Genomic DNA, 26,928 nt, shown 5'->3' with positions numbered 1-26,928 from the left:
GGGATATATATGATCGTTGGAACTGGTGCTTCTCCAGGGATTGCTTTGGGAAAAGTATTAATTGTTCGAAATGAACCATTAATCATTGAAAAAGAAGAAATTACAAGCGCAGAGGAAGAAAAAGGTAAGCTGTTAGAGGCAATGGAAATTTCCAAGTCTCAAATAGCAAAGGTTAGAGAAAAAACATTAAAGGAGCTTGGAGAAGAGAAAGCTGCTATTTTTGACGCACATATCATGATTTTAGAAGACCCAGAACTAACTGACAATACTATAAATAGGATAGAAAAAGAAAAATTGAATGCAGCCTATGCTTTAAAACAAACCGTCCTAGAGTTTATTACAATTTTTGAGGCTATGGATAACGAATATATGAGAGAAAGGGCAGCGGATATTCGAGACGTATCAGACCGAATTCTACGAAATATTACAGGGGAGCAAACCACTGATTTATCAATGCTTGAAGAAGACGTTATTCTAATTGCTCATGATTTGACCCCTTCTGATACAGCTACAATGAACAAAGAAAAGGTTTTAGGTTTTTTAACAAATATTGGCGGCAGAACCTCCCATACGGCTATTATGGCTAGATCACTGGAAATACCAGCAGTTGTAGGCTTGAAGGATATTACTGAAAAATTAGAGTCTCTTGATTTTGTCATTCTCGATGGAGAAACAGGGAGGATAGAGATCAATCCACCTGATGAAGTAACCGAGCAATACAAGGCATTAAAAGAAGCCTATGAAGAAGAAAGAAAAGCTTTGGAGGAAGTAAAAGGCAAAGAAAGTATAACTGCTGACGGACGAAAGCTTGAACTTGCAGGAAACATTGGTACACCGCAGGATATTGAAGGATTACAAAAAAATGATGCTGAAGGGGTAGGCCTATTTAGAACAGAATTTATTTATATGAATAGAGATTCACTGCCAAACGAAGAAGAGCAATTCCAAGCATATAAAGAGGTGTTGGAGGCATTGAATCCAAAACCGGTAGTGATTAGAACCTTAGATATTGGAGGAGATAAGAAGCTTTCATATCTTAAGATCGATGAAGAGATGAATCCATTTTTAGGATATAGAGCAATTCGCCTTTGTTTAAAGGAGAAAGAAATCTTTAAAACACAATTGAGAGCATTACTAAGAGCAAGTATATATGGTAATTTAAAAATTATGTTTCCAATGATATCTAGCTTAGAAGAGCTGCTAGAAGCAAAAGCAGTATTAAATGAGGTTAAGACAGATCTTGATAAAGAAGGAATATCCTATGCCTCTAACATAGAAGTTGGAATGATGATAGAGGTTCCATCTGCTGCAATCATAAGTGATATCTTAGCAAAGCATGTAGATTTCTTTAGCATAGGTACAAATGACTTGATTCAGTACACCTGTGCAGTTGATAGAATGAATGAAAAAATAGACCATCTATATCAGCCCTTTAATCCTGGAGTTTTAAGGTTGATTAAAATGGTAATTGATCATGGTCATCAGGAAGGAATCTGGGTGGGAATGTGTGGAGAAATGGCAGGAGATAAAAGAATGATTCCAATTCTTTTAGGAATGGGACTTGATGAATTTAGCATGAGCCCCTCTTCTATCTTACCTGCAAGAAAGCTAATTCAAACATTGACCTTTAATAAAACGCAGGAACTTGTTGAAAAAGTATTATCTATGGGAACAGCAGATGAAATAGAAGAGTATTTAAAAAATACTATTAAATAATTGTAAATAGACACTACCTCCCCTTTTGTGGGGAAGGCAGTGTCTATTTTTTAGCACAGTTTTGCAAAATCGTTAAAGAACTTCTTAATACACACCTCTATACGTAATATGCTATATAGGTGTGCCTGTCAGATCCGTTTCGTTTATCTTATGTGAAATATTAATTTTTTAACTCTTCTACCATAACCTCATAGGGCTTTCCATTGACCTTTAAATGAAATTTCCTGGTTTTGATAACTTCCTTCTCTTTTGTGCTGCACTGCTGCTTCAATGTAGCAATCTTACTTTCCAGCTCCTTTAGCAAATGATGAGCTTCCTCTAGAGTTGCTTCTTTAAAGACAACTTTATCCCCTGGCTTTGCCTGTGCTACCTTTGGTAAATCAACCGTAACGACATTACCTATTTTTGTATAGCCTCCGGTTGTTTGTCGATCTGCCATCATAATGATAGGGCTACCATGGCTGGGAACCTGTATCGCCCCCATGGAAATACCATCGGAAATAATATCTCCTCCGTCCTTATGTTCGATTCTTTCGCCCTCAAGTCTATAGCCCATTCTGTCACATTCATTGGTTACTGAATATTGATTGGCAAAAAAAGTTTGCAATCCTTTTTCTGTGAAGGCTTTTTCCTGCGGGCCTAGAACTACCCTTAATTCTATAGTATGTTTGTATTCATACAAATTTTCATGGATTTCCTTACCCACTAATGAACTCAATGACTCCTTTGGAGTTCCAATTGTTAAAGTGTCTCCAGCCTTAAGAGCTCTTCCTTCATAGCCGCCAATATTTCCTCTAGTAAAGGTAGCCTTACTTCCCATAAGGACAGGTACCTCTATCCCACCTGAAAAAGCAATATAACTTCTACATCCACTTTTAACACCTTTGAAGGCTAACTTGTCTCCCTTTTTCACCAACAGGCTCTTTCCCATAGCTACCACATTATTATTTAACGTAGGGAGCAGCTCCCCTCCCGTAATAGCAATCACGCTGTCTTCTAAAAACTCTATTTCCGGACCTAGCATAGTGATTTCTAAAAGTCCTTCTCCTTCATCATTTCCTACTAAAATGTTTGCCAATCTAGCAGAAACATTATCCATGACTCCCGAAACAGTAACGCCATATTGTTGATACCCATATCTTCCTAAATCTTGAACCGTCGTCAATAGTCCAGGTTTAATAATTTTAACTTGTCCCATGCTGATCACTCCCCTCTTTTTTAGGGTAGCTTTTATAATGATAGGTCCCTTTTTTCACCGCTTCTTCTATTTCTTTATATTCATTTGCTCCTATGCTTTTAAAGACAATATAGTTCCCTGCCTTTAATAAAATCGGTGTCTCGCGCCGTGGATCATACAGTGGAATTGGAGTTCTGCCAATTAATTGCCATCCTCCAGGGCTATCTATAGGATAAATTCCTGTTTGACCTCCAGCAATCCCTACAGAGCCAGCATTTATTTTGGTTCTAGGGGATTCAAGCCTCGGGGTGGCGATCTTAGAATCCATGCCTCCTAGATAAGGGAACCCTGGGGTGAAACCCAGCATATAAATCAAATATTCACTAGAGGTATGGATCTTTATTACTTCTTCTACTGTCAGCTGATTATGTTTTGCAACATTTTCAATATCTGGGCCATACTCTCCTCCATATAAAGTAGGAATTTCAATGATCTGTGGTGCTGGTAATTCAATGGTTTCCAGTTGGTTTTCCAATTCATTCAAGGTATCCATTAGTTTATTATAACTGATTTCTAAAGGATGATAATGTATCATTAAAGAACGGTAAGTAGGCACAAGCTCTACAATCCCCTTTATATTTTTGGTTTCAATAGCTGCCGCCATAGATCTAATTTTATTATTAACTTCTTCAGAAATGCTATTACCAAACTCCATTACCAGAGCCTTATCTCCTGCTATCAGATACTTAGTTTCATCATACATTAAGGATTCCTCCAGTAGGGGCGGACCTATGGGTCCGCCTTGATATTTGCGTATTTTTCTATATATCAATCAAGACTTCACCTAAAATAAATTCTTAATATTTTGTAATGATACCCATCCACCATAAGCAGTAAGAATAACAACAATGATTCCAAATACCAATAACCAAGTAGGATGTTTGTATTCTCCTACAATATCCTTTCTTTTAGAAGCCATTAAAATAGTTCCTAAAGTTACAGGTAGAATTAGTCCATTTAAGGATCCCGCTAAAACCAATAATTTTGCAGGTTGTCCTAAAAAAGTCATGATTATGGTTGAAACAGCAATGAAGCCTATGATAAAGTAGTTTTCATATTTAGCGATGGTTGTATTTAAGGTTTTCAAGAAGGATACAGAGGTATAACCAGCTCCAACTACAGAAGTTAAACCAGCTGCGCATAAAACAATACCAAAAAATTTATAGCCCACAGTGCCAGCACCATGTAAAAATGCAGATGCTGCTGGATTAGAAGGATCTAATGCCAATCCCTTTGTTACAACGCCAAGAATAGCTAGGAAAAGTAAAATTCTCATAATAGAGGCTATGCCAATACCCATCAGAGAGCTTCTATTAATTTCTCCTAAATTTTCTTCCCCAGTGATACCCGCGTCAATCAAGCGGTGTCCTCCAGCAAAGGTAATATACCCTCCTACAGTTCCTCCTAATAGCGTTATAATAGGGAATATCAACATATTTATGTTATCAGGAGCTACAGTTTTCGTTACCGCCTCTCCTACAGGTGGATTTGTAGAAAAAGTTACATAGGCCACTAGTAAAATCATCAGGCCTCCTAAAATCTTAGTAAATCTGTCCACAAGGGAACGAGCATCCTTTGCTAAGAAAATGATGATACCCACAATACCGGCCATAATCGTTCCTAGCTTAATATCTAAACCAAGAAGTACATTGAGACCTAAGGCAGCGCCACCAACATTGCCTATATTAAAGGCAAGTCCTCCCAACGCCACTAAAGCAGCAATAAAGTAGCCCAATCCAGGGACAACCTTATTGGCAATATCCTGTCCCCTCATACCTGAAACCCCAATAATCCTCCATATGTTGAGCTGTACTCCGAAGGTCAAGATAATAGCAACTAAAATAACAAAACCAAAGTTAGCTGCATACGTTTCTGTAAAAGTGGCACTTTGCGTTAAAAACCCTGGCCCAATAGCGGATGTTGCCATAAGAAAGGCCGCCCCTAATAGTACACCAAAGTTTGTATTTTTTCCCTTGTTGTTTATCATTTTCTCTCTCCTTTTCACTTCGACTTAATAAACTTCTCCATAGAAACCACTTGAACATTTTCACTTTCCAAAGTCCTTCTTATTGCCTCTACAAAAGCCACCGCACTTGGATTATCCCCATGTACACAGATGGTATCTGCTTGAATAGCTACATCCTCTCCATTAACGGCTTCCACTTTACCTTCCTTCACCATTCTAATCACCCTTGCTATTGCCCTATCGGTATCATGAATGACAGCACCTTCTACTTTTCTGGATACCAACGTTCCATCTGGATTATAGGCTCTATCAGCAAACACCTCATTAGCAACCCTTAGTCCCATGCTTTTTCCAGCCTTGGTTAATTCGCTGTTGGCAAGTCCCACTAAAATCATATCTGCATCCACTTCATAAATTGCTTCAGCTATAGCTTTTGCCAACACTTCATTTTTCGCTGCCATATTATAGAGTGCACCGTGAGGTTTCACATGTTGTATTTTTACACCTTTACTTTTTGCAAATCCCCACAAAGCCCCTATTTGATATTTCATGTAGGCTTTTGCTTCTTCTCCTGTTAATGTCATTTCTCTTCTCCCAAAGCCCATGAGGTCTAGAAATCCTGGGTGCGCTCCTACAGCTACACCTTTTTTCGCTGCCATTTCTACAGTTTTTTCCATGACTACAGGGTCACCAGCATGCCATCCACAGGCAATGTTAGCGGAAGAAATATGTTGAATCACCTCTTCATCTAAGCCCAGTTTATAATCTCCAAAGCTCTCACCAATGTCACTATTTAAATCCACTTGATACATGTTTTACACCCCCTTAGTTTTTTGTTACTTCAATAAACAAGCAAGATTAATGCCAATCGTACCATTGTTGAATATTCTCTATTTTCTAGTAATTGATATTTGAGAGGCATCATATTGCGTGCGGAATTTCACATAATTGGACCCTCTAAATCTATGATTTTGTGACAATAGCTTATACAGAATAAAGAACGAGCGATTTCGCACCGATGTTGCGTAATCGCTCAATTTCCATTATGAGAAATACTTCTCCATTTTTCTTTTTAAGGCAAATCTGCTTATTCCTAACATTTCCGAGGCTTTAGAATAATTGTTCCTGCAATGCTCTAACGCCAATTTGATATATTGTATCTCCATCTCCTGTACTTCTCTTTCTAAAGAAAAATCCTGATGAAAAACTTTACTTACAGCTTTATCATCCTTAACCGTTGTGATCTTATAGGGATTTTTACTAGCATTTTTATAGATTTCAAAGGGTAAATCTTTTAAATCTATGTACTCTCCCTCCTTCAAAATTACAATCCTTTCTATAACATTTTTCAATTCCCGTACATTACCTCTCCATGGATAGCTCAAAAGTACATTCTCAACCTCCTTAGTAACGCCTTTTATTTTTTTATGGAACTTTTTATTGTATTGTTCTAAATAGTACTGTGCTAATATCAGAACATCGCTTCCTCTTTCTCTTAGAGGAGGTAGTTGAATAGGCACTACATTCAATCGATAGTACAAATCTTCTCTAAATTCCCTTCTTCTTATGGCCTCCTCTAAATTTTTATTTGTAGCAGCAATAATCCTAATATTTACTTCAATGTCTTCTAATCCACCGACCCTTTTAAATTTTCTTTCCTCAAGAAATCTTAATAATTTTGTCTGAACATTTAAGGAAATTTCCCCTATTTCATCCAAAAATACTGTTCCACCATCTGCGATTTCCATTAGTCCTTTTTTTCTAGTATTGGCTCCTGTAAAGGCATTTTTTTCAAAGCCAAACAGTTCACTTTCTATTAGTTGTTGCGGTATAGCCCCACAATTGATTTTTAACATAGGCGCATCTTTTCTATTACTATGATCATGGATGGCGGAGGCCACCAGTTCTTTACCAGTTCCAGTTTCTCCTCTAATCAGCACAGTCACTGCATCGTTGCTAGATAATATATCAATCCTGCTAAGCACTTCCCTCATGCTAGAGTGCTCTCCCAGCATATATTCATTCCGAGATTTTTTTTCTTTTTCTAATAAATAAACCTTTTTTTGCAGCTCTACATTTTTTATAACCCGTCCTATGATAATATCTATCTCTTGTAAGTCAAAAGGTTTATTGATATAGTCAAAAGCTCCCTCCTTTATAGCTTTAACTGCCGTTTGTATGTCCCCATAAGCAGTCATAATTACTACCTCAGCTTCCCTATCTATTTCTTTGATCTGGGGAATAAGCTCCAATCCATTTTCGTGAGATAATCGCATATCCAAAAAAATTACCTGTGGCTTGAAACTCTTTACTTCTTTAAGGGCTACTGTCCCATTTCCAGCAGTACTCACTTGATAGCCTAAGTCCATCAAGCCCTCCTTCAATGACAAGCGTATTGTCTCTTCATCATCTACAATCAATATCCTTTTATTCATTGTTGTCACCTCCATACATAGGAAACTTTACCTTAAATTTAGTTCCTACATTCACAATGCTGTGAACTGCAATTTCTCCATGGTTTCCTTTTACTAATTCATACACCACTGATAAACCCAATCCTGTCCCTTCAGGGCTAGTAGTAAAGAAGGGATTGAATATTTTCTCAAGATTTTGTGTTTCGATGCCACAACCACTATCATGAAACTCAATAACAACAAAAGAACCTTTTTTCTCTCGCTGAGTGTTAATAATAATGTTGAGCTCCCCTTCTTGATTGATGGCTTTAAGAGCGTTTTTAATAATATTCAAAAACACCTGCTCTATTTGTGCCTTATCTACGAAAACCAATGGGCTACTGCAATGATTAACAAGATGGATTTCTATATTATTTTCGTTAGCTGTTTTCTTAATTAAACCCAGTGCTCGATTTAGTATCTTTAGCAAATCCGTTTTCTCATATTTTGGCGCCCGTGGCTTGGCAAAATCCAATATATCAGTAATTAAATGATTAATCCTATCAATCTCATATAATACCCCATTAAACAATTTTTCATTAGATCCGGCTTCTTCTTTACATAATCTATTTTTTAAAACTTGAATGCTTGTTTTCATACCCGCCAATGGATTACGGATTTCGTGGGCAATACCAGCCGCCAATTGTCCAATAGAGGTTAATCGATCTAAAGTCTCCATATTGCTCTCAATCTTCTTTCTTTCACTGATGTCATTGAAGTTGCAAATAGCCCCGCTAACAGACCCCTCATCGGTTTTTAATAAAGAAGTGGTGGCGTCTAGGTAGATTTTATTTCCCTCTTCAACATTATCAAAGACATGTACATGGTTAATATACTTACTAGTATCCAGGGTTTCCCTTAGCTGATCCAATAAATGTTGTTTGATATTGTTACTTATGCTTTTTTCTCCACTTTCTGCCAAAAACTCCTTTGCCGCTTGATTAATGGACAAGATTTGCCCCTGTTGGTCTGTGGTAATAATGCCAGTTGAAATATTTCTAAGAATATCTTCATTCAACTGTGTTATTTTCATCAGCTTTCTTGTATTTTCTTGAAGTCGGTATAACATATTATTAAAGGCATTAGCCAGCATACCTATCTCATCTTTTCTCTTTATTTCAATCTTTTCCCGAAAGCTTCCCTGAGCGATTTTATCACATACATCCGCCAACATTTTTATGGGCTTTGAAATATTATAGGAGATAAAAATAGCCGCCTGCATAGAAAAGACTAAGGAAATAATTGCCAGCAAAAGCATATACTTTTGACTCTCTAGCACTTCGTAGGAAAAGATTCCCTTGTTTAGCCGATAGCCCAATGTCCAATTCCATGGATCATATTTTCTATAGATAAAGATATAATTTTCTATATATAAGGGCTTTTGATTATTATCCAAAGTTTCCTCCATTAGCCCCTTAACCCAGTCTTCATCTCCATTAAATCCATTTAATAGAATATTGTGCCTATCAAAAATAATCAAATTTTCCTTTTCCAGTCTCTTATAATAATCAAGGAGAACTACCTTCCCCTGTTCCTCTGTTAATTCTCCAATCTCAACTTTTCCATGAATATCTTCTATGAAAAAAGCCTTTTCTTCTAAATCTTGTGATAGGTTTTTTACTTCATTTTCTAATAGCAATTGGTATCCATTCCAATAGGATACAATTCCCAGTGTAAAAATTGATAGTATTAATAAAATCATAAAAGGGATGAGTATTTTGTTTTCAATATCAATTCGCACCGTTATCCCCTTCCCTTAGCATGAAAGTGTTTACTGACAAAATAAAATGTCAGGGCGGAGGCGATCACTCCAGGTAATGCAGGATGAACCATAGCGTTTTTCTCTCCAACAACCAAATAGTTTCTTATCATAAAAGAGCTAATGGTTAAAAGCCCTATAATAAAAGATGCAGTTGCCCCCTCTTTTGTTGCTTTTTTCCAAAACAACCCACCATATAAGGGTAATAAAAAGGTTGCAGAGAAAAATCCCCAAATATACCCTCCATAAATTAACAAGCTAGCAGGTGGATTAATGGCTAAAAGCAAAGAAACTGTCCCTGCTGCAAAGATAAATATTCTGTTGAGATTCAAAAACTTATCCTCATGTATATTAGGATTAAACAGATTTTTATATAGGTCATAGGTGAAGCCACTAGCAGCTATGAGCAACTGTGAATTTGCTGTGGAAATAGCAGCGGCTGTGATACTGATAAGTATTAGTCCACTAAATGGAGAATAAATTATATTATTAATCATGTAAGGAAATACCTCATCAACGGAATGAATAGATTCAATGGTGGGTTGCAGCACTCTACCCCCTATCCCAATTACCATCATCCCCAAGTAGATAAACGCCAAGAAAAACACCGAATAGCAAATCATTTTTATTGCTGTCTTCGTATTTTTGGCAGAGACGATACGAATGGCATATTGAGGATTTGCCGCTAACCCCAATCCCCATCCGAAAAAAGAAGTAAAAGTTAAAAGAGGTGGCAATTCTCCCTTTGCAAAAGGATCTAGTAATGATCCTTTTTCTGTTACATGTGGGAAGTTAGGAAAAGGCCTTGTTTCAACTAAAGCAGCTCTTTCGTGCATTAGTGTGATTCCACCGATATCCCTTAATACAATCACTGCTGCCAAGAGGGTCCCCATAAGAATTAATATAAAATTTAACCCATCTGTTTTTGTTACGGAAAGCAACCCACCAAAAGTGGTATAAATAACAAATAAATACACCAATACAATAGCAAATATATAATTAATATCCAACAACTCTGAAATGACAATACCAAAGCCTCTCACTTGAATAATCATATAAAGAATATAAGTAATGACAATCATGACGCCTGCCATTGCTTGCAGCCACTTGCTATTATATCTTATATAAAAATACTCTGGCACTGTTAAAATATCATACACCTTTAGTCTGGATGCCAGTACAACTAAAAAAGCTGCCCCTAAAAACCATGGAACCACTGCATACAGTACCGTATTATACCCGTAGGCGTATAGAGAACCCGAAACCCCTTGCATAGAAGCAGCACTAAACCAAGTAGCACTGAAAGTAAGGACACTTGCTGTTAGCCCTAAGCTATTTCCTGCTACAAAAAAATCTCTAGCATTTTTTGTTTGCTTAAACCCACTCTTGCCAAAAAACAATAATAGGATTGTATAGAAGGTAAAGTATAGAAGGTATACAACAGTTTTATTCATTCCCCCACTCCTTCTTATGCTTTAGAACAAGCGCTGTAATAGAAGGAGCTAAGGTTGAAATAACAAATAATCCCCCTACAATCACTAAAGTCTTCAAAGGTAATCCAAAAATATAGGTCATTTTATGTCTTCTCCCTCCACAAAACATTTATTCACTAAACATTCTATAAAGTTTTGTGATTTTCCTTCATTTGATTATCCTATTAATAGACTTTCATATGTGAAGAAAAAATCCCAAGAAGAGGATTGCTTTGTGATATTTTCGGGATATCCCAGCAAAAATAAAAGGCTCTGTACAGAAAAAATGTTGTTTAAGTAGGGACGACCCGTGGTCGCCTAAATAGCTTCGGACGACCACAGGTCGCCCCTACAATAGAGGATACGATTTTGTTGCAAATTTTCCACCAATAACATAATAGATGGAAAATTTATACTGGAATTTACTATTCTATCCTACAATATTCCATAAATTATTTAATATGAGAAGGAAATGTTGTCGAAAAGAAGAATAATATAATTATGAGTATTTTACCAAAATTAGGAAGTGAGTGTATAACTTATATACATAATTTTTTTAGAAAAAGTTTTTAATATAGGGGTTAGGAGAATGGGATAATTATAAACAAGAAAAATGATAAAGAATTATCGGTTTCGTTTAAATATAATTCTAGATAGGTGGAAAATATTAAAAAATTTATGGGCGTAGGTGGGATCCAGAAAATAGATATTGGATTATTCCAAACACGAAAAATAGTAAGGCTCAATTAATTAGCACATTTGGAATACAGATGAAGCTTTAGATCATTATGAAAGCAAAGATAAAAATATATATAATTTAGATGACGTGATATTTAGCTTAAAAAAACAGTTAATATTAAAAGGATATACAGGTCATGTAAGCAGGTTCTTACAATACTCGAATAAAAATCTAGAATATGTAACAGGAAATGATGTTGAAAGTTACATGTTCATGTTATTAAATGGTCAACAAAACAGCCATTCATATGTAAATCAATCTTTAAGTGCAATAAAGTTTTTATTCAAGTATATCCTCAATAAAGATGACTTGCTATATGAACTTTCTAGACCTAAGAAGGAAAACAAGCTTCCTGAAGTACTTAACAATGAGGAAATATTAGCTGTGTTTAGTAAAGTAAGAAATTACAAACATAAAGCCATTTTATATTTAGTCTATTCTTCTGGTCTTAGGGTTGGAGAAGTAGTAAGACTTAAAGTTGAAGATATCGATAGGTGAGTAGAATAAAAATAATATTTAAAAGATTCAATGAGAAATAAATATTACCGAACCAAAGTTCGTGAATACCACTAAATATTATATATAAAGCGAACTTGGTGTCGGAAACACAACGTTAGATGAACATTGCCCAATCATGTCAGGTTATTCCTATAGGGTTAAAAAAATAATTACAACAGGAGTGCATTACATTATGATATTAAAACACAAAAAGAAAGTAATTTTTATTGTAGTATTTATTATAATAATATTTTTTCCTACTTTTACTCCAAAAATAAGAGATGATAATAATAAAGTAGTTGAGAATAGTATTGCTGAATTATCTACAATTAAACTTGGTGATATTGACCAATCTATTATGATTAGGGGAAATGATATAGATAATCCAATAATATTATTTCTTCATGGTGGACCAGGTTATTCATTCATAAGTTATGCTAGAAAATTTCAGAGTCATTTAGAAGAGAATTTTGTTGTAGTAAATTGGGATCAAAGAGGTTCAGGAAAATCATATTCATTTTTTATTGATAGTGATACAATGACTCAAGAACAATTGGAAAACGATACAATAGAATTAATAGACTATTTATGTGATAGATTTAATAGAGAAAAAGTATATATAGTAGGACATTCTTGGGGAACAGTACTTGGAATAGAAACGATTCAAAATGTACCAGAAAAGGTCATAGCTTATGTAGGTATAGGACAAGTGGTAGATGATGTTGATGGAGAAAAATTATCTTATAAGTATGTATTAGAAAAAGCAACTGAGGAACAAAATGAAAAAGCGTTGACTGAATTAGAAGGAATAGGAGAACCACCATATAAAGATAGTAGAAAGGATACATTTGCTCAAAGAAAGTGGTTGAAAAAATATGGCGGTTTTGAATTAGAGGTTATTACATTAAACGAAATTATAAAGGGGAGTTTATTTACACCAGAGTATTCATGGAGAGATGGTGTTAAGTTTCTAATAGGTAATCTGTATTCAATAGATACTTTATTTATGAATAGAGAAAAAGCAGACTTTAGAGAAAAATATACTAGTTTTGAAGTGCCAGTTTATTTTTGTGCGGGAAGACAAGATTATAATACTCCTTCAATACTTGTAGAAGAATATTATAATATTTTAGAAGCACCTAAGAAGAATTTTTACTGGTTTGAAGAATCAGCCCATGAACCACATTTAGTAGAAGAAGAAAAATTTTCAAATATTATGTTAGAAATCTATGAAGAAACAAGAGATAATTACTGATTGGGCAACATCATATAACAGCGTATTATCAACATTATCAGCATGAAATATATATAAAAGGTAATTGGCTAAGCTGATAGCGTCGGGAGTTCGCGAAACGTTAGTTGACACCACAATATCTGGGCAGGACGTTGGGGTCAATGGTTTTATCTGATGTTACTGAATATTAGATGGATGATGTGCAACATGGAAGCAGATGCTGCCGCTCCCTCCGTCAGCTTCGCTGCCACCTCCCTCGGAGAAGGAGGTTTTATAATCTCCCTCTTAGAGGGGGATGTCGCAAAGCGACAGGAGGAGTTGGGTTTACGCATTATCTTTTTATTGCGACAAAGATGCTAGGTACTATCTTAAAAGGATGAAATTATAGAAAATACAAATAATATATAAGCAATTGTATAGAGAAAATATCATCAAAACATGTGGGAAAATATAGAAAAGTAGGACTGAATATACCTGGTATATGTCAGGAAGAACACCCTCGGGGTACCCCCTTACCCCTTGGAAAAATACAATTAATTTATAGCTCAATAAAAAAGAGAATGTATAAATAAGACATCCTCATATTAATCTTGGATAAATTTTATAAATGTTAGTTAAGAAGCTTTAATATGTATTTTTAGGGCACCTAAATCAATAACTGCTTTAGATTGTATAAGTAGGTCTAAGCCAATCAAACCATTAATTCCATTCTCTATATCTAAGAAGCCAAAATCTAAAGGATAGTTTTCAAAAACTAAAGGTCCTAATTTTACTTGACTTACTGATTTCCTAAAAGCAAAATCTTCTCCACCAATACCAAACATTGTAATGAGCCTATCACCATTTTCATATACAATGCCAATTTCCTCAGCTATATCAGAAGATATATGAGAATGTGCAGCACCAGTATCAATTATTACGTTATTGATAACTTTTTCTTTCCCCTCGAAATTGATAGAAATAGAGGTAAAAAGCAAGCCATCCCTAAAATCAATTTTCATACCTACTAACTCCCCTAACTCCAGGACTTCTTACAATTTCTATAACAATAGTATCTTCAGCAGTATGATATACAAATTTTTTGCCCTTGGAACGAACTAACTCCCTTGTAGCTTCTTTCGAATCATCTATAGGTTTTATAATGGCAACATCTTCAACATATTTTTTATTACCCTCAATGTGAGATTCCAATTCTTCTAATACAACATATTGATTAGGATAAAGTCTTCTTACCTCCTGCCATTTCATAAGAAACACCTCCTTGTTTTTAAGTATATATTCATTATAGCATGTTTATAGCGTGGATTTAAACAAAAAGGATAGGGACATGTAGAAATTAATGCAGGGATAGGGAGTTGAAAGTAGAAATAAATAATAAGAGTAAGATGAATACCCTATTTGATAAAAAAGATACAACAAATAATTATGTAAATAAAAGGATGCGCTTAACTTTCTTACTGAAATATTGTGGAATAAATATTCTCGAATATCATCCTCAGTAAGTAACTCAGGAGGTTTATTAAAATAATTGGAGAAGTGAATGACATTTTTTAAATAAGTCTTTTGAGTGTTTAAGCTATAACCCTTTAAAGCTAAATTCATTTTCATTTTTTCTAATAACTGAGACATAAAAAAAACTCCTTTACTATAATATTTTTTGTTACAATACCATCGTAAAGTAAAAAACAGATAAATGTCTAATAGATATACAAAAGGGGAAATTTGGTTTTAAAAAGCCACCGCGATGAGCGGTTTTGTTCAACAGCGTGTTCCCCAAATCTGAGTAAAGATGGCTGTAGTAACCAGACTTCGGGAACACGCAGGACGTTAAACGAAATTCTTATGCAAATATTAATTCATATAAAGAAAGAGGGAGATTTTCTAAAATGTTTAAAGTTATAAAAGAGTTTTATAAGTGTAATAAAAGAAGCAAGTTTAGACACTTCTTATTACGGATATCTTTTGCTATTTTTTTTGTTGCGGTTATGGGGAGGGTGGTAGAGTATATAGTCAATGATATTTTTTTAAACACTCCCACTACCAGATATTTACCACTACCTGAAGGTTATTCTAATTTACTTGAATATATATTCTTCTCTATAGGGGGAATAATAGTGTCCATTTCTGTGATATTATGCCTCGTATTGATAGAATTATTTCTTTATAAGAGAAATTCAAATCAATCCAATTTTTAGCTTTCAAAAAAACTTTTGTATTTTTAGAAGGGTGCTAAGGATATTTACTATTTAAATGGAAGAAACAAAAAACATGTGTAAATCCTGAGGAAACCAACACAACAAACCGATTTTAGTCGTCACAGATGAAACATGCGAAATAGAAATCATTGTTCGATGTTGTAGGGGCGACCTGTGGTCGCCAGGTCTTATTCATATTTAGGCGACCATAGATCGCCCCTACATTAATACATTGCTGTTTCAACGTTGTTGCACATAATCTTTCTAAGGCGACATAAAATATCTATATTGTTTTGATAAAGCTAAAAACATTAAAGAGAGAAGGTGTATATTATACATAAGTAATATATCCCTTCTCTCTTTTTAATTACATTTTTCTAGGCTTACTCTTAACAACGTAAGACCTCTATACTATTCTTTACTATTTACTTTGTTCCAAACAGACGATCTCCTGCATCTCCAAGTCCTGGCACAATATAGGCATGATCATTTAATTTTTCATCAATAGCCGCTACATAGATGTCTACATCTTCATGGGTATTTTGTATTGCCTTAATACCTTCAGGAGAAGCGATTAAGCATACAAGTTTAATGTTGCTTCCTCCTTTATTTTTTAAGAATTGAATAGCTGCATTGGCAGAGCCTCCAGTAGCCAGCATAGGATCTAGTACAATCAAATCCCTCTCCTCTACATCAGAAGGCAGCTTGCAGTAATATTCAACAGGTTCTAATGTCTCAGGATCTCTATATAAACCGATATGTCCTACCTTCGCTGCTGGAATCAATTGTAATATACCATCTACCATACCTAATCCCGCTCTTAATATAGGAATAATACCTAGCTTCTTTCCTGATATCACCTTTGCCTTTGTACGAGAAACCGGTGTTTCAATTTCTATTTCCTGCAAAGGAAGATCTCTCGTTACTTCATACCCCATTAGTAAAGAAACTTCCTTTACTAAATCTCTAAAATCTTTAGACCCTGTATTCTTATCTCTTATCAGTGTTAATTTGTGTTGAATCAAAGGATGATCAAACGTTACTACCTTACCCATAAAGACTCCTCCTTTATTTTATTAAATCAATTATTTACAGTATTTTTTTTCAATACTGGTGATTTTATCTATCCTGTTTTGATGTCGCGCACCTTCAAATTCAGTACCTAACCATATATCTACAATTTCTAATGCTAGTCCCGGACCAACGACTCTCCCCCCAAGGGCTAAAACATTTGTATCATTATGCTGTCTCGTGGCTTTTGCTGAGAAGCAGTCTCCTACTAAGGCACATCGTATTCCTGGAATCTTATTAGCAGCTATAGATATGCCAATCCCTGTTCCACATATCACGATACCCCTATCATATTCTCCCGCTGCCACTGCCTCTCCTACGCCTTCAGCAAACTCAGGATAATCACAGGAGGCTTCTGAATCAGTACCAAAATCTTTTATATCAAATCCTTCATTTTGTAGGTATTCTTTAATGGTTTCCTTTAACGGATATCCACCATGATCACTACCAATCGCTATTTTCATTCCTTCACCTCCAACTACAGCATCCATCTTCTCTGTTCTATACATTTAAACGGTTTACACTTATCACTTATAATAGTTTAACCAGTATTATATTCTATATGTTTTGCAAATTACCTTCTATCTTTTTAATAATTTTTTTAGTAATTTTTTCAAGCTCTCTTCAATTTCTCTGGCACTTTGACGATAAGCCTCCATAGGTTGACCAAAGGGATCCATAATATCCAGATCTGGCATTTTAGTTTTTAAACGAATTAACTCATCCTCATGTTCAACAATCTCTTCCTTAAAATCCTTCTCTATTCTTACAACTTCATTCTCAATACTTTTCAACTCTCGCAAAAGCATATCACGCTTTTCCTTTAGCTCCTTTAGTCGCTTCTGATTTTCCTGCATAAACCGTTGCTTTTTTACATTAATATTTTTATAGACTTCATTTATTTCGTCTAATACATTATCTAGTTTATGCCCACTATTCACATATTCCTTCAGGGTAAACACCTTATCCTTAGCTTCTGGACAGAGATTAAGAACATGATGCTTATGATTGCCGGTCATAGTTAAAACTAAGTCCGCTTCTTCAATTAGTTCTCTAGTCAAGGGTTTAGCCCTATGGTTTTCTAGGGATATTCCCTTCTCCCTAATAATTTCCTTCGATGCACAAGAAGCTAAATCCCCCACTACAGCACTAGTACCAGCAGAGATTACTCTTACATCCCCGAGATTATGTTGTTCCTTTTCTAACAAATCTTTAAATAATGCCTCAGCCATACTACTGCGGCAAGTGTTGCCAGTGCAAACGAATAAAATTGTTTTCATACATCAATACATTCCTTTCCATACATGTATTACCCTATATCCAGCAGCTTTTGTCAATCTATTCATAATGGCTTGCCCTAACTCTACTTCCTCCAAAGCCTCTGCCAGTATAACATCCACATCTGTTTCATCAAAATCCCTTAATATTTTGAACAGATTGGCAGCTACCCTTTTAAGGTCTTTGCGACTTCCCATTGATTTAACCACATCCCTTTGGTATTCGTTATAGGATTCATCAAAACAAATAATGCCAACCTTCTTTCCTTCTATTCTGTAGGCTTCCGCCAACTCTTTTATTTTCTCAGAGCTTATAGTTTCCTCTCCTTTGACAATATACACTTCTGCCTTGGGAGCATAGTGAGTATATTTCATGCCAGGAGATTTCGGCACCGCATTCGTCCCTTCCTTTAATCCATTGTCTATCTCTACCCTTTCTAATACCTTTAATAGCATTTCTCTCGTAATACCACCAGGTCTTAAGATTGTGGGAATCTCTCCCGTCATATCCAGCACAGTTGATTCTACTCCCACATCACAGCTGCCGCCTACAATAATAGCGTCTACCCTACCCTGTAAATCCTTTATTACATGTTCTCCTGTAGTTGGGCTTGGTTTTCCTGAAATATTAGCACTAGGGGCCGCCACCGGAACCCCCGCCATCTCTATCAACCTTCTGGCAATGGGATGTGAAGGCATCCTGATGGCTACTGTGGATAGACCTCCCGTAATGGCTTCTGGTACAATATCGTTTTTTTCTAATACAATTGTTAGTGGTCCAGGCCAAAAATTTTTCATGACCCGCTCTGTATCCAGTGGTATTTCCTTTACCAAGGGTTCTACATCTTCTATTTTTGCTACATGAAGAATCAATGGATTATCAGAAGGCCTTCCCTTTGCTTCAAAAATTTTTCTTATGGCCCCCAGTTCTAGGCCGTTAGCTCCTAATCCATACACCGTCTCCGTAGGAAAAGCCACTGTCCCTCCCTCTTTTAATATCTTAGCGGCATCTATTAATTTCTTTTCTTCTATATCGTTACAATCTATTTCAATAATTACTGTGTTTTTCAATTGCTTACACCCCTTCTTAAAGCCTCCTGCAATATTTCCCTCGCTATTGGCGCAGCAGCAGCACCTCCCGTTTGTCCTTCTCTTTCTAATATAACTGCAACTGCCACCTGACTTTCCCCTCGACTGGCGAATCCTATAAACCACGCATGACTGTTTCCCGTTTCATTTTCTGCCGTTCCAGTTTTCCCTCCTACCGTTGCTCCTGATATGGCAGCACTTTTTCCTGTACCCCTCTGAACAACAGCAACCATCATATCTCTTACTTCATTAGCTATTTCATGTGAAACAATTCTATTTTCCTGTTGACTGCCTCTTTCCAACACTCTCCCTTGAGGATTTTGCACTTCTTTGACGATATAAGGATTCATCATAATACCATCGTTAGCAAAAGTGGAGGCTACTAAGGCCATATGCAAGGGTGTCACCAATAACCTACCCTGACCAATTCCAACAGCAGCTAAATCCGTAGGCTGCATATTGTCTTCATAGGGAAATCTACTTTGTTTAATAGGTATGTCTGCTTCTATGGAACGCTCTAAGAAAAACCTTCTAGAAAGCTCTCTAACCTTCTCGCCTCCCATTTCTACTGCCATCCTGGCAAAATTGGTGTTAGCAGACACCACCAGGGATTCTTTCAAATCTAAATTCCCATAGGCTGTATTCCCAAAGTTAGAAATCGTATATCCATCTATAGTAATACTTCCAGTACAATAATACTCATCTTCAATAATATATCTATTTTCTAAAATCCCCGCTGCAATAATGGTCTTATAGGTGGATCCTGGGGCATACAATCCCCCAGTACTCCTATTTAAAAGAGGACTTCTTTCATCATTTACCAGTTGTCCCCAATCCGTTACCAACGTATTAGGATTAAAATCTGGTTTGCTTACTATGGCTAATATTTCCCCAGTAGCTGGATCGATAGCTACAGCAGAACCAGTTTTATCCCTTAGTAATCTTTCTGCAACTTTTTGAACCTCATGGTCAATGGTTAAGATAAGATTGTTCCCTTGAATCATGTCCCCGGCCAGTTGCTCTCTGATTCTAGCTACAGGACTTTCAGGGTTTAATGCCATCAGCTGCTGATTGTAATGGGATTCCAGAGCTGATCTGCCGTATTGTTTGAAGCTATAACCAATAACATGACTATAAAGCCGATCGTGGGGGTATCTTCTAACTGGCATTCCCTCTACCACATCACTATCAGCTAACACAACACCGTTACGATCAGAGATAGTGCCTCTAAGGGTACTATCCTCCCTTGCCCATTGTCTTTTGTTATAAGGGTTATCAATAACCTCTGCTGCTCTAAAGATTTGAAAATGGGTTAAATAACCAATAATGCTTAAAAACAGCAGACTTGAAAGCACAATTAAATGTACGATTCTTTTATTGCTCTCCAAAATCCAACAACTCCTCTACCTCAAGAGATCTCTTTGATAAGGCCTGCAATATGCCGAAAGCGATAAAAGCAGAAACTAAAGCATTTCCCCCGTAACTAATAAAGGGCAAAGTAATACCTGTTAAGGGGATCAACTTAATTACTCCACCGATGATTACAAAGGTTTGATAGGTATAGGTTAAAGTGATACCTAATGCCAAAATCTTTCTGAAGGTATTTTGTATGGTTAGAGTAATTTTAAAACCTCTATAAATCAAAATAAAGTATAAAAGAACTACGGCAATTCCACCAAAGACCCCCATTTCTTCACAGATAGCAGAAAAAATAAAGTCCGTATGTACTTCCGGAATATAATCCGGCCTTCCCATCCCTAGTCCCGTTCCAAAAAAACCACCTGTACCAATGGAAAATAGAGATTGAGTGATCTGATAGCCTCTACCGGCAATATCTCTCCACGGGTCGAGCCAAGCTTCAAATCGTACCCGCACATGACCCATTGTATAATATCCAAAAACCACGATAAGGACAGAACTACCTAAATTATATAAAATTAGCTTATTATCCTTATAAAACACATAAAAGATGCTGATGAATATACCGTAGAACAGCATCGCCATTCCCAAGTCCCGCTGCAGCACCAAAAATATAATATGTAGATAGGCTATCCCCAGAAAATAATAAACATTTTTCAGCTTTTCTGGATAAGTAAAATAGGCGGCTATAAAAAAAACATAGCTCAATTTGATGATCTCCGCTGGCTGAAGAGTGAATCCCGCTATTCTAATCCAGTTAATAGCTCCTTTTACAGTAGTGCCGAAAATAAAAGTCAGTAGAAATAGAGAAATTCCAAAACCAATATATAGGTAAATATACTTGTCCCAGTTTTTTATCCACCGAAATATAGTATAGCTGAGGAAATACAAGATTACTCCCGCACCATACCAAGTAATCTGTCTAAAGGCAAAGGCAGGATCCAATCGATAGATCATTACTACTCCTAAGCTAGATAGCATAGAAATAATCAAAAATAAATATTGATCTCCCATGCCTCTTCGAACAATAATAATATACGCAATAATAATTAGAAGGGTAAGAATACCTCCTGCTGCAAGAATAGAGGTGTTTCGCGGTTCCACTATAAAGTACAAAAGTCCAAATAGCATTGCATTGATTATCACTAAGATACTAATAGGTCGCATTTAATCCACCTCTTTTACAAACAGAAACTCAACCTGTCCTAATCCAATCCTATCGCCGCTCTTTAATTTCACCACATCCTGAATTTGTGTTCCATTTAAATACGTACCATTGATACTGCCTAAATCCTCTAAAAAATATTCATCTTCATCCATCGTAATCTTAGCATGCTGAGAGGACATAAACTTGTCCATAATTTGAATATCATTTTCCTTTTTTCTTCCCATAGTTATAACATCCTTTAGATCATAAAACTCTTGGATATCAAAATCTAGGCTTTCTTTGCGATTTACTAGCTTTAAATAAGGACTATTAAACTGTTTTGATTGACGTTCATTGATACGTTTAATATCCAAATAGATCAGCCTAATGATATGATAAATAAAATAATAAATGAGCCCAATAAATATATATCGAATTGTCCAAGACAGGATCTGAAACATCCATCATCACCTTCAAGTAAAAATATTTTCTTCTTATTGTATACCAAAATATCATCAATTAACAGCAAAATTAAAATCTTTTAGAAATTAACATACCTATAATAAAACCTAGAATAGCAAATACGGTTGATATTCTTCCTCCATGGAGATCCTTCGCTCTAGGAATCAACTCACCAAAGGTTATATATAGCATTGTTCCCCCCGCAAAGGCAAGACATACGCCAATAAAACCATAGGCATATTCACCAATTAAAGCTCCCACAAAAGCTCCTAAGCCCATAGGTGCTCCCGCCAATAAAGTCAATAAAAATGCCTTTGTGCTAGAATAACCTCCTACCCGCATAGGCGTCACCATAGCTAAACCCTCTGGCATGTTATGTAGAGCAATTACCACCGCTAAACCTAATCCTAATCTTGTTTCAGCAACAAATCCTGATCCAATGGCCAAGCCCTCTGGAAAATTGTGAAGAGCAATGGCGACACCTATTAGTATAGCAGTTTTAATGTACCCCTGTCTTCCATTAAAGCTTTTTTTATGGATATGAGAAATCAAGATATCCAAATAAGATGCCAAAAATGCTCCTATAGCAATTCCAGCAGATATTGTAAATGTATTTCCCAACATAAATGCCTCTGGGATCAATTCAAAGGTTACAATTGCCACCATTAATCCACTAGAAAGGCCTATAATGGCACTTAAAAAACGTTTGGAAGGATTTCGCAACAAAAAAGCCATAGAGCCTCCAACACCGGTTCCTAATACGCCAACTAAAAATCCAACCAAGGTCGTTCTCAATAAGCTACTCATCTATTTTCCCCCTCAAATTACTACATGATTGACTGACTTTAAATATATATTCCTATTAGGGAGAAAATATAGCTTATCCAACAAAAAACTGATGACAGGTTTGTTGTCATCAGTTTCTTAATTTGTTATCCGTTTGCAATCTTTTTAAGAGCCTCAATAAATCTATGATCTTCTTCGCAATTTTTTAAGGTTTTGTCTACATTGAAAATATAACTTCGAATTGTCTCTTGGCTTTGTTGTAGCTTAGAAACGTCATTTTTCACTCCCAGTAAGTCAGTTTTTACTTCTGTCAAGTCAGTTTTTACTTCTGTCAAGTCAATTTTTACTTCTGCCAAGTCAATTTTTACTTCTGCCAAGTCAGTTTTTACTTCTGCCAAGTCATTCTTTGTTTCTGTCAAGTCACTCTTCATTTCCTGCTGTTCTTTTTGAATAACATCTAAGCGTGTAATGATGTCATTAAACATTTCTCTAATCATCACTTTTTCTTCCAATATCCCCACACCCCTACTTTTCTTTCATCTATTACAATAAAAATAACATAACAGTTCATATTTTTCAAGGATAATTGGAAACTTTAAGCCTCTACAGCTTTTAATTTTTCAGCTTGATCGGATGTGATTAAAGCATTAATCATTTCTTCAATCTCTCCCTGTAAAAAGCTATCCAGCTTATACAGAGTTACATTAATTCTATGATCCGTGACACGGCCCTGTGGAAAGTTATAGGTTCTAATACGTTCACTTCTATCTCCAGAGCCAACTTGACTTTTTCTATTTTGGGCAATTTCGTCCTGTTGCTCCTGACTTGCCTTATCTTGAAGTCTAGCTTTCAAGATTTTCAATGCCTTTTCTTTATTCTTTAACTGGGACTTTTCATCTTGGCAAGAAACTACCAAGCCAGTTGGCAAGTGTGTAATTCTTACAGCAGAATCAGTGGTGTTAACACTTTGTCCACCACAGCCTGAAGATCTAAATACATCTACTCTTAAATCATTAGCATTGATTTGAAATTCTACATCATCTACTTCTGGAAGCACCGCTACAGTAGCAGCAGAGGTATGAATTCTTCCTCCAGATTCAGTGGCAGGGATTCTTTGAACTCTATGGGCACCGCTTTCATATTTAAGCTGGGAATAGGCACCTTTTCCTTTAATCATAAAAATAACTTCTTTATAGCCACCTACACCGGTTTCATTTAAACTCATCATTTCTGTTTTCCATCCCTGATGCTCAGCATATTTTGTATACATTCTAAACAAGTCAGCAGCAAATAGCCCAGCTTCATCTCCACCAGTTCCAGCGCGGACTTCCACAATAACGTTTTTATCGTCGTTAGGATCTTTTGGCAATAGAAGGATTCTTAATTCTTCCTTTAGTTCATCGATTTTCTCCGCTAGCTCATCCATCTCCATTTTAGCCATTTCCCTTAATTCTTCTTCTGCGGATTTATCATAAAGGATTTCTTTCGCTTCTTTTAGTGCTTCTTCCGAAGCTCTATATTCCTTGTATTTAGCTACAATTGGCTCCAACTCTGAATGCTCTTTAATCAGCTTTTGCCATAGGCTTTGGTTGTTAATTACATCAGGATCACTTATCTTTACACCTATGTCTTCGTATTTTTGTTGCAAAAAATCTAGTTTTTCTAACATTTTCTCACCTCATATAATAATTAACTTGCTTCTATTTATACATCTATCATGATATTATTTCAAAGTATCTATTTGCTTCCAACATAATATTATATCAAATTTATTAAAAATTCGCTATATGTTTTTATCGTACATCATATAATCCTTCCCAAAACTACTCTGTCTAATCCTGCCAAATCCTTTGTTACCTCTATATGAGTAAAACCTTCCTTCCTCATCATCTCCTGCAATGCTTCTCCTTGGTCGTAACCAATCTCAAAAACCAACCATCCTCCTTTTTTTAGAAAGACAGAAGCTCTTTTAACAATTTCTCTGTAGAAATATAGTCCATCTTCTCCACCATCTAACGCTAATGAAGGTTCATAATCCTTTACTTCCTTCGATAAAGTTTCAATCGTTTTTCCAGGGATATAAGGGGGATTAGAGAGAATGAATTCCAATCCATTTTCTAGTTTCTTACCCTCTAATGGTTCAAATAAACTGCCTTGAAGAAAGGTAATCTGGTTCTCCACATGATGTTTTATAGTATTTTTACCAGCCACCTCTAATGCTTTTTGAGAAACATCGATCCCATAAACATGAGATTTGTCTATATACTTAGCTATGCTTACAGTGATAGCACCGCTACCTACGCCTATATCCAACACATTGATGCTTTTAGAGGAATAATACTGCCGATAGATTTCTAAAACTTTTTCTACTAAGATTTCCGTATCTCCCCTTGGAATTAACACCCCTTCTTCTACCCAAAGCTCCAGTCCCATAAATTCCTGTCGATTCACAATATATTGCACAGGCATATTTTTAAGCCTTTTTTCAACAGCACACCAAAACTTTTGACAAATTTCCCGGGAAATTTCCATATCTGGATAGATATGCAACTTTATTCTCTCTACCTGAAGCAAATCTGATAAAATCACTTCAGCATCTAGTTGAGGTGTTCCAATATCAGCCGTTTTCAATTTTTCCACTGCTTCCCTCAAAATTTTTCCTGCTGTCACCAACAAAACCCTCCCTACTTCTTCCTTCAAATAACTATTATTTTCACCAGAAAGTATTTTTTCTATGAATATATACTTTTCATATTATAAATACACATGCATACATCTTAATTTTAATACACTAAGGGCTACCTTTGCAGTTCTTGACTACGCTTTTTAGCCAAGGGCGAAACCGTAGACTGTGGGTATTAAAATTAAAGTATAGCAGTGAACCTATAACTATGATAACAGAAAAAGAAAGCTCTTTTTTGTAAGAACTTTCTCTTGAATATCTTATCTTCTACCACTTACTTTCCTCTTCATTATCTACTAATACATTTTTTAACGCCTCTATAGCAACCTCTATTTGACTATCATCAGGCTCTAGTGTCGTGAATTTTTGCATCATCATACCAGGATAATTAATTGCTTTCATGATTGGGGAATTACTTCTTCCCGCCAGCTTAATAATCTCATAGGAAATCCCTGCTACTAGCGGCATAAGAGCTAACCTGGTGACTACCCTTACTAAGGGATTAGGCCATCCCACCATAGAAAACATGATGATACTAACCATCATAACAATGAATAAAAAGCTAGTCCCGCATCTTGGATGCAATGTTGTGTATTTACGAGTATTTTCCACTGTTAACTCTTCTCCATGCTCATAACAGTAAATTGCCTTATGCTCTGCTCCATGATATTGAAATACTCGCTTTATATCCTTCATTCTAGAAATTAATACAATATAAATAAAGAACATGCCTAATCGCAAGAAACCTTCCATCAAATTCATAAAAATATTTTTTCCTATATATCTTCCTAGAAAACTTGTAAGAAATGTAGGCCCAATAATAAAGATAGCTACAGATAACATCATAGCTATTGCAACAGAAGTATATAACAATACATCATTCGCCTTATTCCCAAAAAGCTTTTCCATAAACCTCTGAAATTTATCTGGTTCCTCCTCTTCTAAACCCTCTTCAGCCACCTCAGCCGAATAGGTTAAAGACTGCATCCCAAGCACCATTGAATCAATCAAAGCTACTGCTCCTCTTAAAAAAGGTATCTTGTTCAATTTATATTTTTGAACGATCCCTCCAACAGTTTCTTTTTTTACTGTTATTTGCTGATCAGGACGTCTTACAACAATTGCTATTTCTTTAGGACCTCGCATCATAACCCCTTCTATTAGGGCTTGCCCCCCTATACTAGTACGTCGAACTTCTCCCATAGATTTATATTCCTTTCTAAAAAAATTTACTCTTTTATTATATACCATCTATCTATAATTTACTATTAACAAAACCTTAAATAAAAATAAAAAAAGAGTGGTTATTAAAAACCACCCATCATACCTCTCATCCCATTGCCTATTCCTCTTCCAAGACTTAGGCCTCTTCCGCTGTCATTATTACCATGGCAAGCTCCAAATCCTCTACCCATTTGGAAACCATTTTCTGTATGATACTCTTCCATCTGATCAAAATGTTCATTCCATGTAGCTGCTTCCTCTTCTGTAATTTCTCCAGCTTCTAATGACTCTTGCACTTGACCTTTTCTCCATGTCATCATATCGTTAAACCACTGAGGCACCTCATTGTTGCTTTCCGCATAAGCTACCATGCCTAGCCCAAGCACCAATACCATCACAACTCCTAATGCAATCATTTTTTTCATTTTATTTTCCTCCTTAGAATGCGGATAACCAACTACAGAACTTAAGCAGATGACTGAAATCTATGATTTCATGTCA

Annotated in this window: 27 protein-coding genes; 3 read left to right on the top strand and 24 right to left on the bottom strand. The window is 35.9% G+C overall.

All coding sequences use genetic code 11. The features are described from left to right. The first annotated feature begins 9 nt into the window (after window positions 1–9). The gene (gene ptsP, locus CHB72_RS15140) at window positions 10–1,716 is read left to right on the top strand and encodes a phosphoenolpyruvate--protein phosphotransferase (RefSeq protein ID WP_089283729.1); all 1,707 of its coding nucleotides are present in this window, start codon (window positions 10–12) and stop codon (window positions 1,714–1,716) included. 160 nt (window positions 1,717–1,876) lie between these two features. Here ptsP and CHB72_RS15135 read toward each other — a convergent pair whose 3' ends face one another. The 8 genes from CHB72_RS15135 to CHB72_RS27790 all read right to left on the bottom strand — a co-directional run bounded on the left by CHB72_RS15135 (window position 1,877) and on the right by CHB72_RS27790 (window position 10,706). Continuing rightward, a complete protein-coding gene (locus CHB72_RS15135; RefSeq protein WP_089283728.1) occupies window positions 1,877–2,914 on the bottom strand; it encodes a 5-oxoprolinase subunit C family protein in 1,038 nt (345 codons plus the stop codon). Next, window positions 2,901–3,656 carry a 5-oxoprolinase subunit PxpB gene (gene pxpB, locus CHB72_RS15130; protein ID WP_089283727.1) on the bottom strand — a complete coding sequence of 252 codons (756 nt, stop codon included), beginning with the start codon at window positions 3,654–3,656 and terminating at the stop codon, window positions 2,901–2,903. The genes CHB72_RS15135 and pxpB overlap by 14 nt, the downstream gene beginning before the upstream one ends. Before the next feature lie 81 nt (window positions 3,657–3,737). After that, window positions 3,738–4,940: an NRAMP family divalent metal transporter gene (locus CHB72_RS15125; RefSeq protein WP_089283726.1), complete on the bottom strand. Its 1,203-nt coding sequence runs from the start codon at window positions 4,938–4,940 to the stop codon at window positions 3,738–3,740. 14 nt (window positions 4,941–4,954) lie between these two features. Then, window positions 4,955–5,731: a LamB/YcsF family protein gene (locus CHB72_RS15120; protein ID WP_089283725.1), complete on the bottom strand. Its 777-nt coding sequence runs from the start codon at window positions 5,729–5,731 to the stop codon at window positions 4,955–4,957. 231 nt (window positions 5,732–5,962) lie between these two features. Continuing rightward, window positions 5,963–7,354 (bottom strand): sigma-54-dependent transcriptional regulator, encoded by a 1,392-nt coding sequence (locus tag CHB72_RS15115; RefSeq protein ID WP_176431401.1) that lies wholly within the window; start codon window positions 7,352–7,354, stop codon window positions 5,963–5,965. Beyond that, window positions 7,347–9,113: a sensor histidine kinase gene (locus tag CHB72_RS15110; RefSeq protein WP_089283723.1), complete on the bottom strand. Its 1,767-nt coding sequence runs from the start codon at window positions 9,111–9,113 to the stop codon at window positions 7,347–7,349. The genes CHB72_RS15115 and CHB72_RS15110 overlap by 8 nt, the downstream gene beginning before the upstream one ends. A 2-nt stretch (window positions 9,114–9,115) precedes the next feature. Next, window positions 9,116–10,585 carry a sodium:solute symporter family protein gene (locus CHB72_RS15105; protein ID WP_089283722.1) on the bottom strand — a complete coding sequence of 490 codons (1,470 nt, stop codon included), beginning with the start codon at window positions 10,583–10,585 and terminating at the stop codon, window positions 9,116–9,118. Beyond that, window positions 10,578–10,706, bottom strand: coding sequence for a hypothetical protein (locus CHB72_RS27790; protein ID WP_278277847.1), 129 nt, complete (start codon window positions 10,704–10,706; stop codon window positions 10,578–10,580). The genes CHB72_RS15105 and CHB72_RS27790 overlap by 8 nt, the downstream gene beginning before the upstream one ends. A 723-nt stretch (window positions 10,707–11,429) precedes the next feature. On the opposite strand from CHB72_RS27790, the gene CHB72_RS15100 reads away from it, so the two are divergent. Continuing rightward, window positions 11,430–11,840, top strand: a complete 411-nt coding sequence (locus CHB72_RS15100) for a tyrosine-type recombinase/integrase (protein ID WP_141131439.1) — start codon at window positions 11,430–11,432, stop codon at window positions 11,838–11,840. A 193-nt stretch (window positions 11,841–12,033) separates the two neighbouring features. After that, a complete protein-coding gene (locus CHB72_RS15095) occupies window positions 12,034–13,095 on the top strand; it encodes an alpha/beta hydrolase (protein WP_176431400.1) in 1,062 nt (353 codons plus the stop codon). A gap of 593 nt (window positions 13,096–13,688) precedes the next feature. Here CHB72_RS15095 and CHB72_RS15090 read toward each other — a convergent pair. From CHB72_RS15090 to CHB72_RS15010, 16 genes are all read right to left on the bottom strand, one after another. Then, on the bottom strand, window positions 13,689–14,075 hold the full coding sequence (locus CHB72_RS15090; RefSeq protein ID WP_089283719.1) for a retropepsin-like aspartic protease: 387 nt from the start codon (window positions 14,073–14,075) through the stop codon (window positions 13,689–13,691). Further along, entirely contained in the window at window positions 14,065–14,322 is a 258-nt protein-coding gene (locus CHB72_RS15085) for a hypothetical protein (RefSeq protein WP_089283718.1), read from the bottom strand. Before CHB72_RS15085 ends, CHB72_RS15090 begins: the two co-directional genes overlap by 11 nt. Before the next feature lie 45 nt (window positions 14,323–14,367). Further along, window positions 14,368–14,682 (bottom strand): phage integrase N-terminal SAM-like domain-containing protein, encoded by a 315-nt coding sequence (locus CHB72_RS28300; protein ID WP_176431399.1) that lies wholly within the window; start codon window positions 14,680–14,682, stop codon window positions 14,368–14,370. A 1,012-nt stretch (window positions 14,683–15,694) separates the two neighbouring features. Then, window positions 15,695–16,324 carry a uracil phosphoribosyltransferase gene (gene upp, locus CHB72_RS15070; RefSeq protein WP_089283715.1) on the bottom strand — a complete coding sequence of 210 codons (630 nt, stop codon included), beginning with the start codon at window positions 16,322–16,324 and terminating at the stop codon, window positions 15,695–15,697. A gap of 30 nt (window positions 16,325–16,354) precedes the next feature. Continuing rightward, complete coding sequence (rpiB, locus tag CHB72_RS15065; RefSeq protein ID WP_089283753.1) at window positions 16,355–16,804, bottom strand: ribose 5-phosphate isomerase B; 450 nt, start codon at window positions 16,802–16,804, stop codon at window positions 16,355–16,357. 117 nt (window positions 16,805–16,921) lie between these two features. Further along, window positions 16,922–17,620, bottom strand: a complete 699-nt coding sequence (locus CHB72_RS27785) for a low molecular weight protein arginine phosphatase (RefSeq protein WP_089283714.1) — start codon at window positions 17,618–17,620, stop codon at window positions 16,922–16,924. 3 nt (window positions 17,621–17,623) lie between these two features. Next, window positions 17,624–18,688 (bottom strand): L-threonylcarbamoyladenylate synthase, encoded by a 1,065-nt coding sequence (locus CHB72_RS15055; RefSeq protein WP_089283713.1) that lies wholly within the window; start codon window positions 18,686–18,688, stop codon window positions 17,624–17,626. Next, window positions 18,685–20,094 carry a peptidoglycan D,D-transpeptidase FtsI family protein gene (locus CHB72_RS15050; protein ID WP_089283712.1) on the bottom strand — a complete coding sequence of 470 codons (1,410 nt, stop codon included), beginning with the start codon at window positions 20,092–20,094 and terminating at the stop codon, window positions 18,685–18,687. Before CHB72_RS15050 ends, CHB72_RS15055 begins: the two co-directional genes overlap by 4 nt. Further along, a complete protein-coding gene (locus CHB72_RS15045) occupies window positions 20,081–21,292 on the bottom strand; it encodes an FtsW/RodA/SpoVE family cell cycle protein (RefSeq protein ID WP_089283711.1) in 1,212 nt (403 codons plus the stop codon). The genes CHB72_RS15050 and CHB72_RS15045 overlap by 14 nt, the downstream gene beginning before the upstream one ends. Next, entirely contained in the window at window positions 21,293–21,733 is a 441-nt protein-coding gene (locus CHB72_RS15040) for an FHA domain-containing protein (RefSeq protein ID WP_089283710.1), read from the bottom strand. A 70-nt stretch (window positions 21,734–21,803) separates the two neighbouring features. Beyond that, window positions 21,804–22,541, bottom strand: coding sequence for a ZIP family metal transporter (locus CHB72_RS15035; RefSeq protein WP_242975147.1), 738 nt, complete (start codon window positions 22,539–22,541; stop codon window positions 21,804–21,806). Between the two features lie 125 nt (window positions 22,542–22,666). Continuing rightward, window positions 22,667–23,032 carry a coiled-coil domain-containing protein gene (locus CHB72_RS15030; protein ID WP_089283709.1) on the bottom strand — a complete coding sequence of 122 codons (366 nt, stop codon included), beginning with the start codon at window positions 23,030–23,032 and terminating at the stop codon, window positions 22,667–22,669. A gap of 83 nt (window positions 23,033–23,115) precedes the next feature. After that, window positions 23,116–24,189: a peptide chain release factor 1 gene (gene prfA / locus CHB72_RS15025; protein ID WP_089283708.1), complete on the bottom strand. Its 1,074-nt coding sequence runs from the start codon at window positions 24,187–24,189 to the stop codon at window positions 23,116–23,118. A gap of 134 nt (window positions 24,190–24,323) precedes the next feature. Beyond that, entirely contained in the window at window positions 24,324–25,190 is an 867-nt protein-coding gene (prmC, locus tag CHB72_RS15020) for a peptide chain release factor N(5)-glutamine methyltransferase (protein WP_242975146.1), read from the bottom strand. A gap of 280 nt (window positions 25,191–25,470) precedes the next feature. Continuing rightward, on the bottom strand, window positions 25,471–26,406 hold the full coding sequence (locus CHB72_RS15015) for a DUF1385 domain-containing protein (protein WP_089283706.1): 936 nt from the start codon (window positions 26,404–26,406) through the stop codon (window positions 25,471–25,473). A gap of 104 nt (window positions 26,407–26,510) precedes the next feature. Then, on the bottom strand, window positions 26,511–26,852 hold the full coding sequence (locus CHB72_RS15010; RefSeq protein WP_089283705.1) for a DUF2680 domain-containing protein: 342 nt from the start codon (window positions 26,850–26,852) through the stop codon (window positions 26,511–26,513). Window positions 26,853–26,928 lie beyond the last annotated feature (76 nt).

The sequence above is a fragment of the Anaerovirgula multivorans genome, assembly GCF_900188145.1.
Lineage (GTDB): Bacteria > Bacillota > Clostridia > Peptostreptococcales > Natronincolaceae > Anaerovirgula > Anaerovirgula multivorans.
The sequence above is the reverse complement of the archived record's forward strand: the minus strand, read 5'-3'. Positions and strand labels throughout refer to the sequence as shown.

Excerpts from the sequence above, each read along its gene's own strand:
- ptsP (WP_089283729.1), top strand. The coding sequence starts at position 10 with ATGATCGTTGGAACTGGTGCTTCTCCAGGGATTGCTTTGGGAAAAGTA.
- CHB72_RS15135 (WP_089283728.1), bottom strand. The coding sequence starts at position 2,914 with ATGGGACAAGTTAAAATTATTAAACCTGGACTATTGACGACGGTTCAA.
- pxpB (WP_089283727.1), bottom strand. The coding sequence starts at position 3,656 with ATGTATGATGAAACTAAGTATCTGATAGCAGGAGATAAGGCTCTGGTA.
- CHB72_RS15125 (WP_089283726.1), bottom strand. The coding sequence starts at position 4,940 with ATGATAAACAACAAGGGAAAAAATACAAACTTTGGTGTACTATTAGGG.
- CHB72_RS15120 (WP_089283725.1), bottom strand. The coding sequence starts at position 5,731 with ATGTATCAAGTGGATTTAAATAGTGACATTGGTGAGAGCTTTGGAGAT.
- CHB72_RS15115 (WP_176431401.1), bottom strand. The coding sequence starts at position 7,354 with ATGAATAAAAGGATATTGATTGTAGATGATGAAGAGACAATACGCTTG.
- CHB72_RS15105 (WP_089283722.1), bottom strand. The coding sequence starts at position 10,585 with ATGAATAAAACTGTTGTATACCTTCTATACTTTACCTTCTATACAATC.
- CHB72_RS27790 (WP_278277847.1), bottom strand. The coding sequence starts at position 10,706 with ATGACCTATATTTTTGGATTACCTTTGAAGACTTTAGTGATTGTAGGG.
- CHB72_RS15095 (WP_176431400.1), top strand. The coding sequence starts at position 12,034 with ATGATATTAAAACACAAAAAGAAAGTAATTTTTATTGTAGTATTTATT.
- CHB72_RS15090 (WP_089283719.1), bottom strand. The coding sequence starts at position 14,075 with ATGAAAATTGATTTTAGGGATGGCTTGCTTTTTACCTCTATTTCTATC.
- CHB72_RS15085 (WP_089283718.1), bottom strand. The coding sequence starts at position 14,322 with ATGAAATGGCAGGAGGTAAGAAGACTTTATCCTAATCAATATGTTGTA.
- CHB72_RS28300 (WP_176431399.1), bottom strand. The coding sequence starts at position 14,682 with ATGAAAATGAATTTAGCTTTAAAGGGTTATAGCTTAAACACTCAAAAG.
- upp (WP_089283715.1), bottom strand. The coding sequence starts at position 16,324 with ATGGGTAAGGTAGTAACGTTTGATCATCCTTTGATTCAACACAAATTA.
- rpiB (WP_089283753.1), bottom strand. The coding sequence starts at position 16,804 with ATGAAAATAGCGATTGGTAGTGATCATGGTGGATATCCGTTAAAGGAA.
- CHB72_RS27785 (WP_089283714.1), bottom strand. The coding sequence starts at position 17,620 with ATGAAAACAATTTTATTCGTTTGCACTGGCAACACTTGCCGCAGTAGT.
- CHB72_RS15045 (WP_089283711.1), bottom strand. The coding sequence starts at position 21,292 with ATGCGACCTATTAGTATCTTAGTGATAATCAATGCAATGCTATTTGGA.
- CHB72_RS15040 (WP_089283710.1), bottom strand. The coding sequence starts at position 21,733 with ATGTTTCAGATCCTGTCTTGGACAATTCGATATATATTTATTGGGCTC.
- CHB72_RS15035 (WP_242975147.1), bottom strand. The coding sequence starts at position 22,541 with ATGAGTAGCTTATTGAGAACGACCTTGGTTGGATTTTTAGTTGGCGTA.
- prfA (WP_089283708.1), bottom strand. The coding sequence starts at position 24,189 with ATGTTAGAAAAACTAGATTTTTTGCAACAAAAATACGAAGACATAGGT.
- CHB72_RS15015 (WP_089283706.1), bottom strand. The coding sequence starts at position 26,406 with ATGGGAGAAGTTCGACGTACTAGTATAGGGGGGCAAGCCCTAATAGAA.
- CHB72_RS15010 (WP_089283705.1), bottom strand. The coding sequence starts at position 26,852 with ATGAAAAAAATGATTGCATTAGGAGTTGTGATGGTATTGGTGCTTGGG.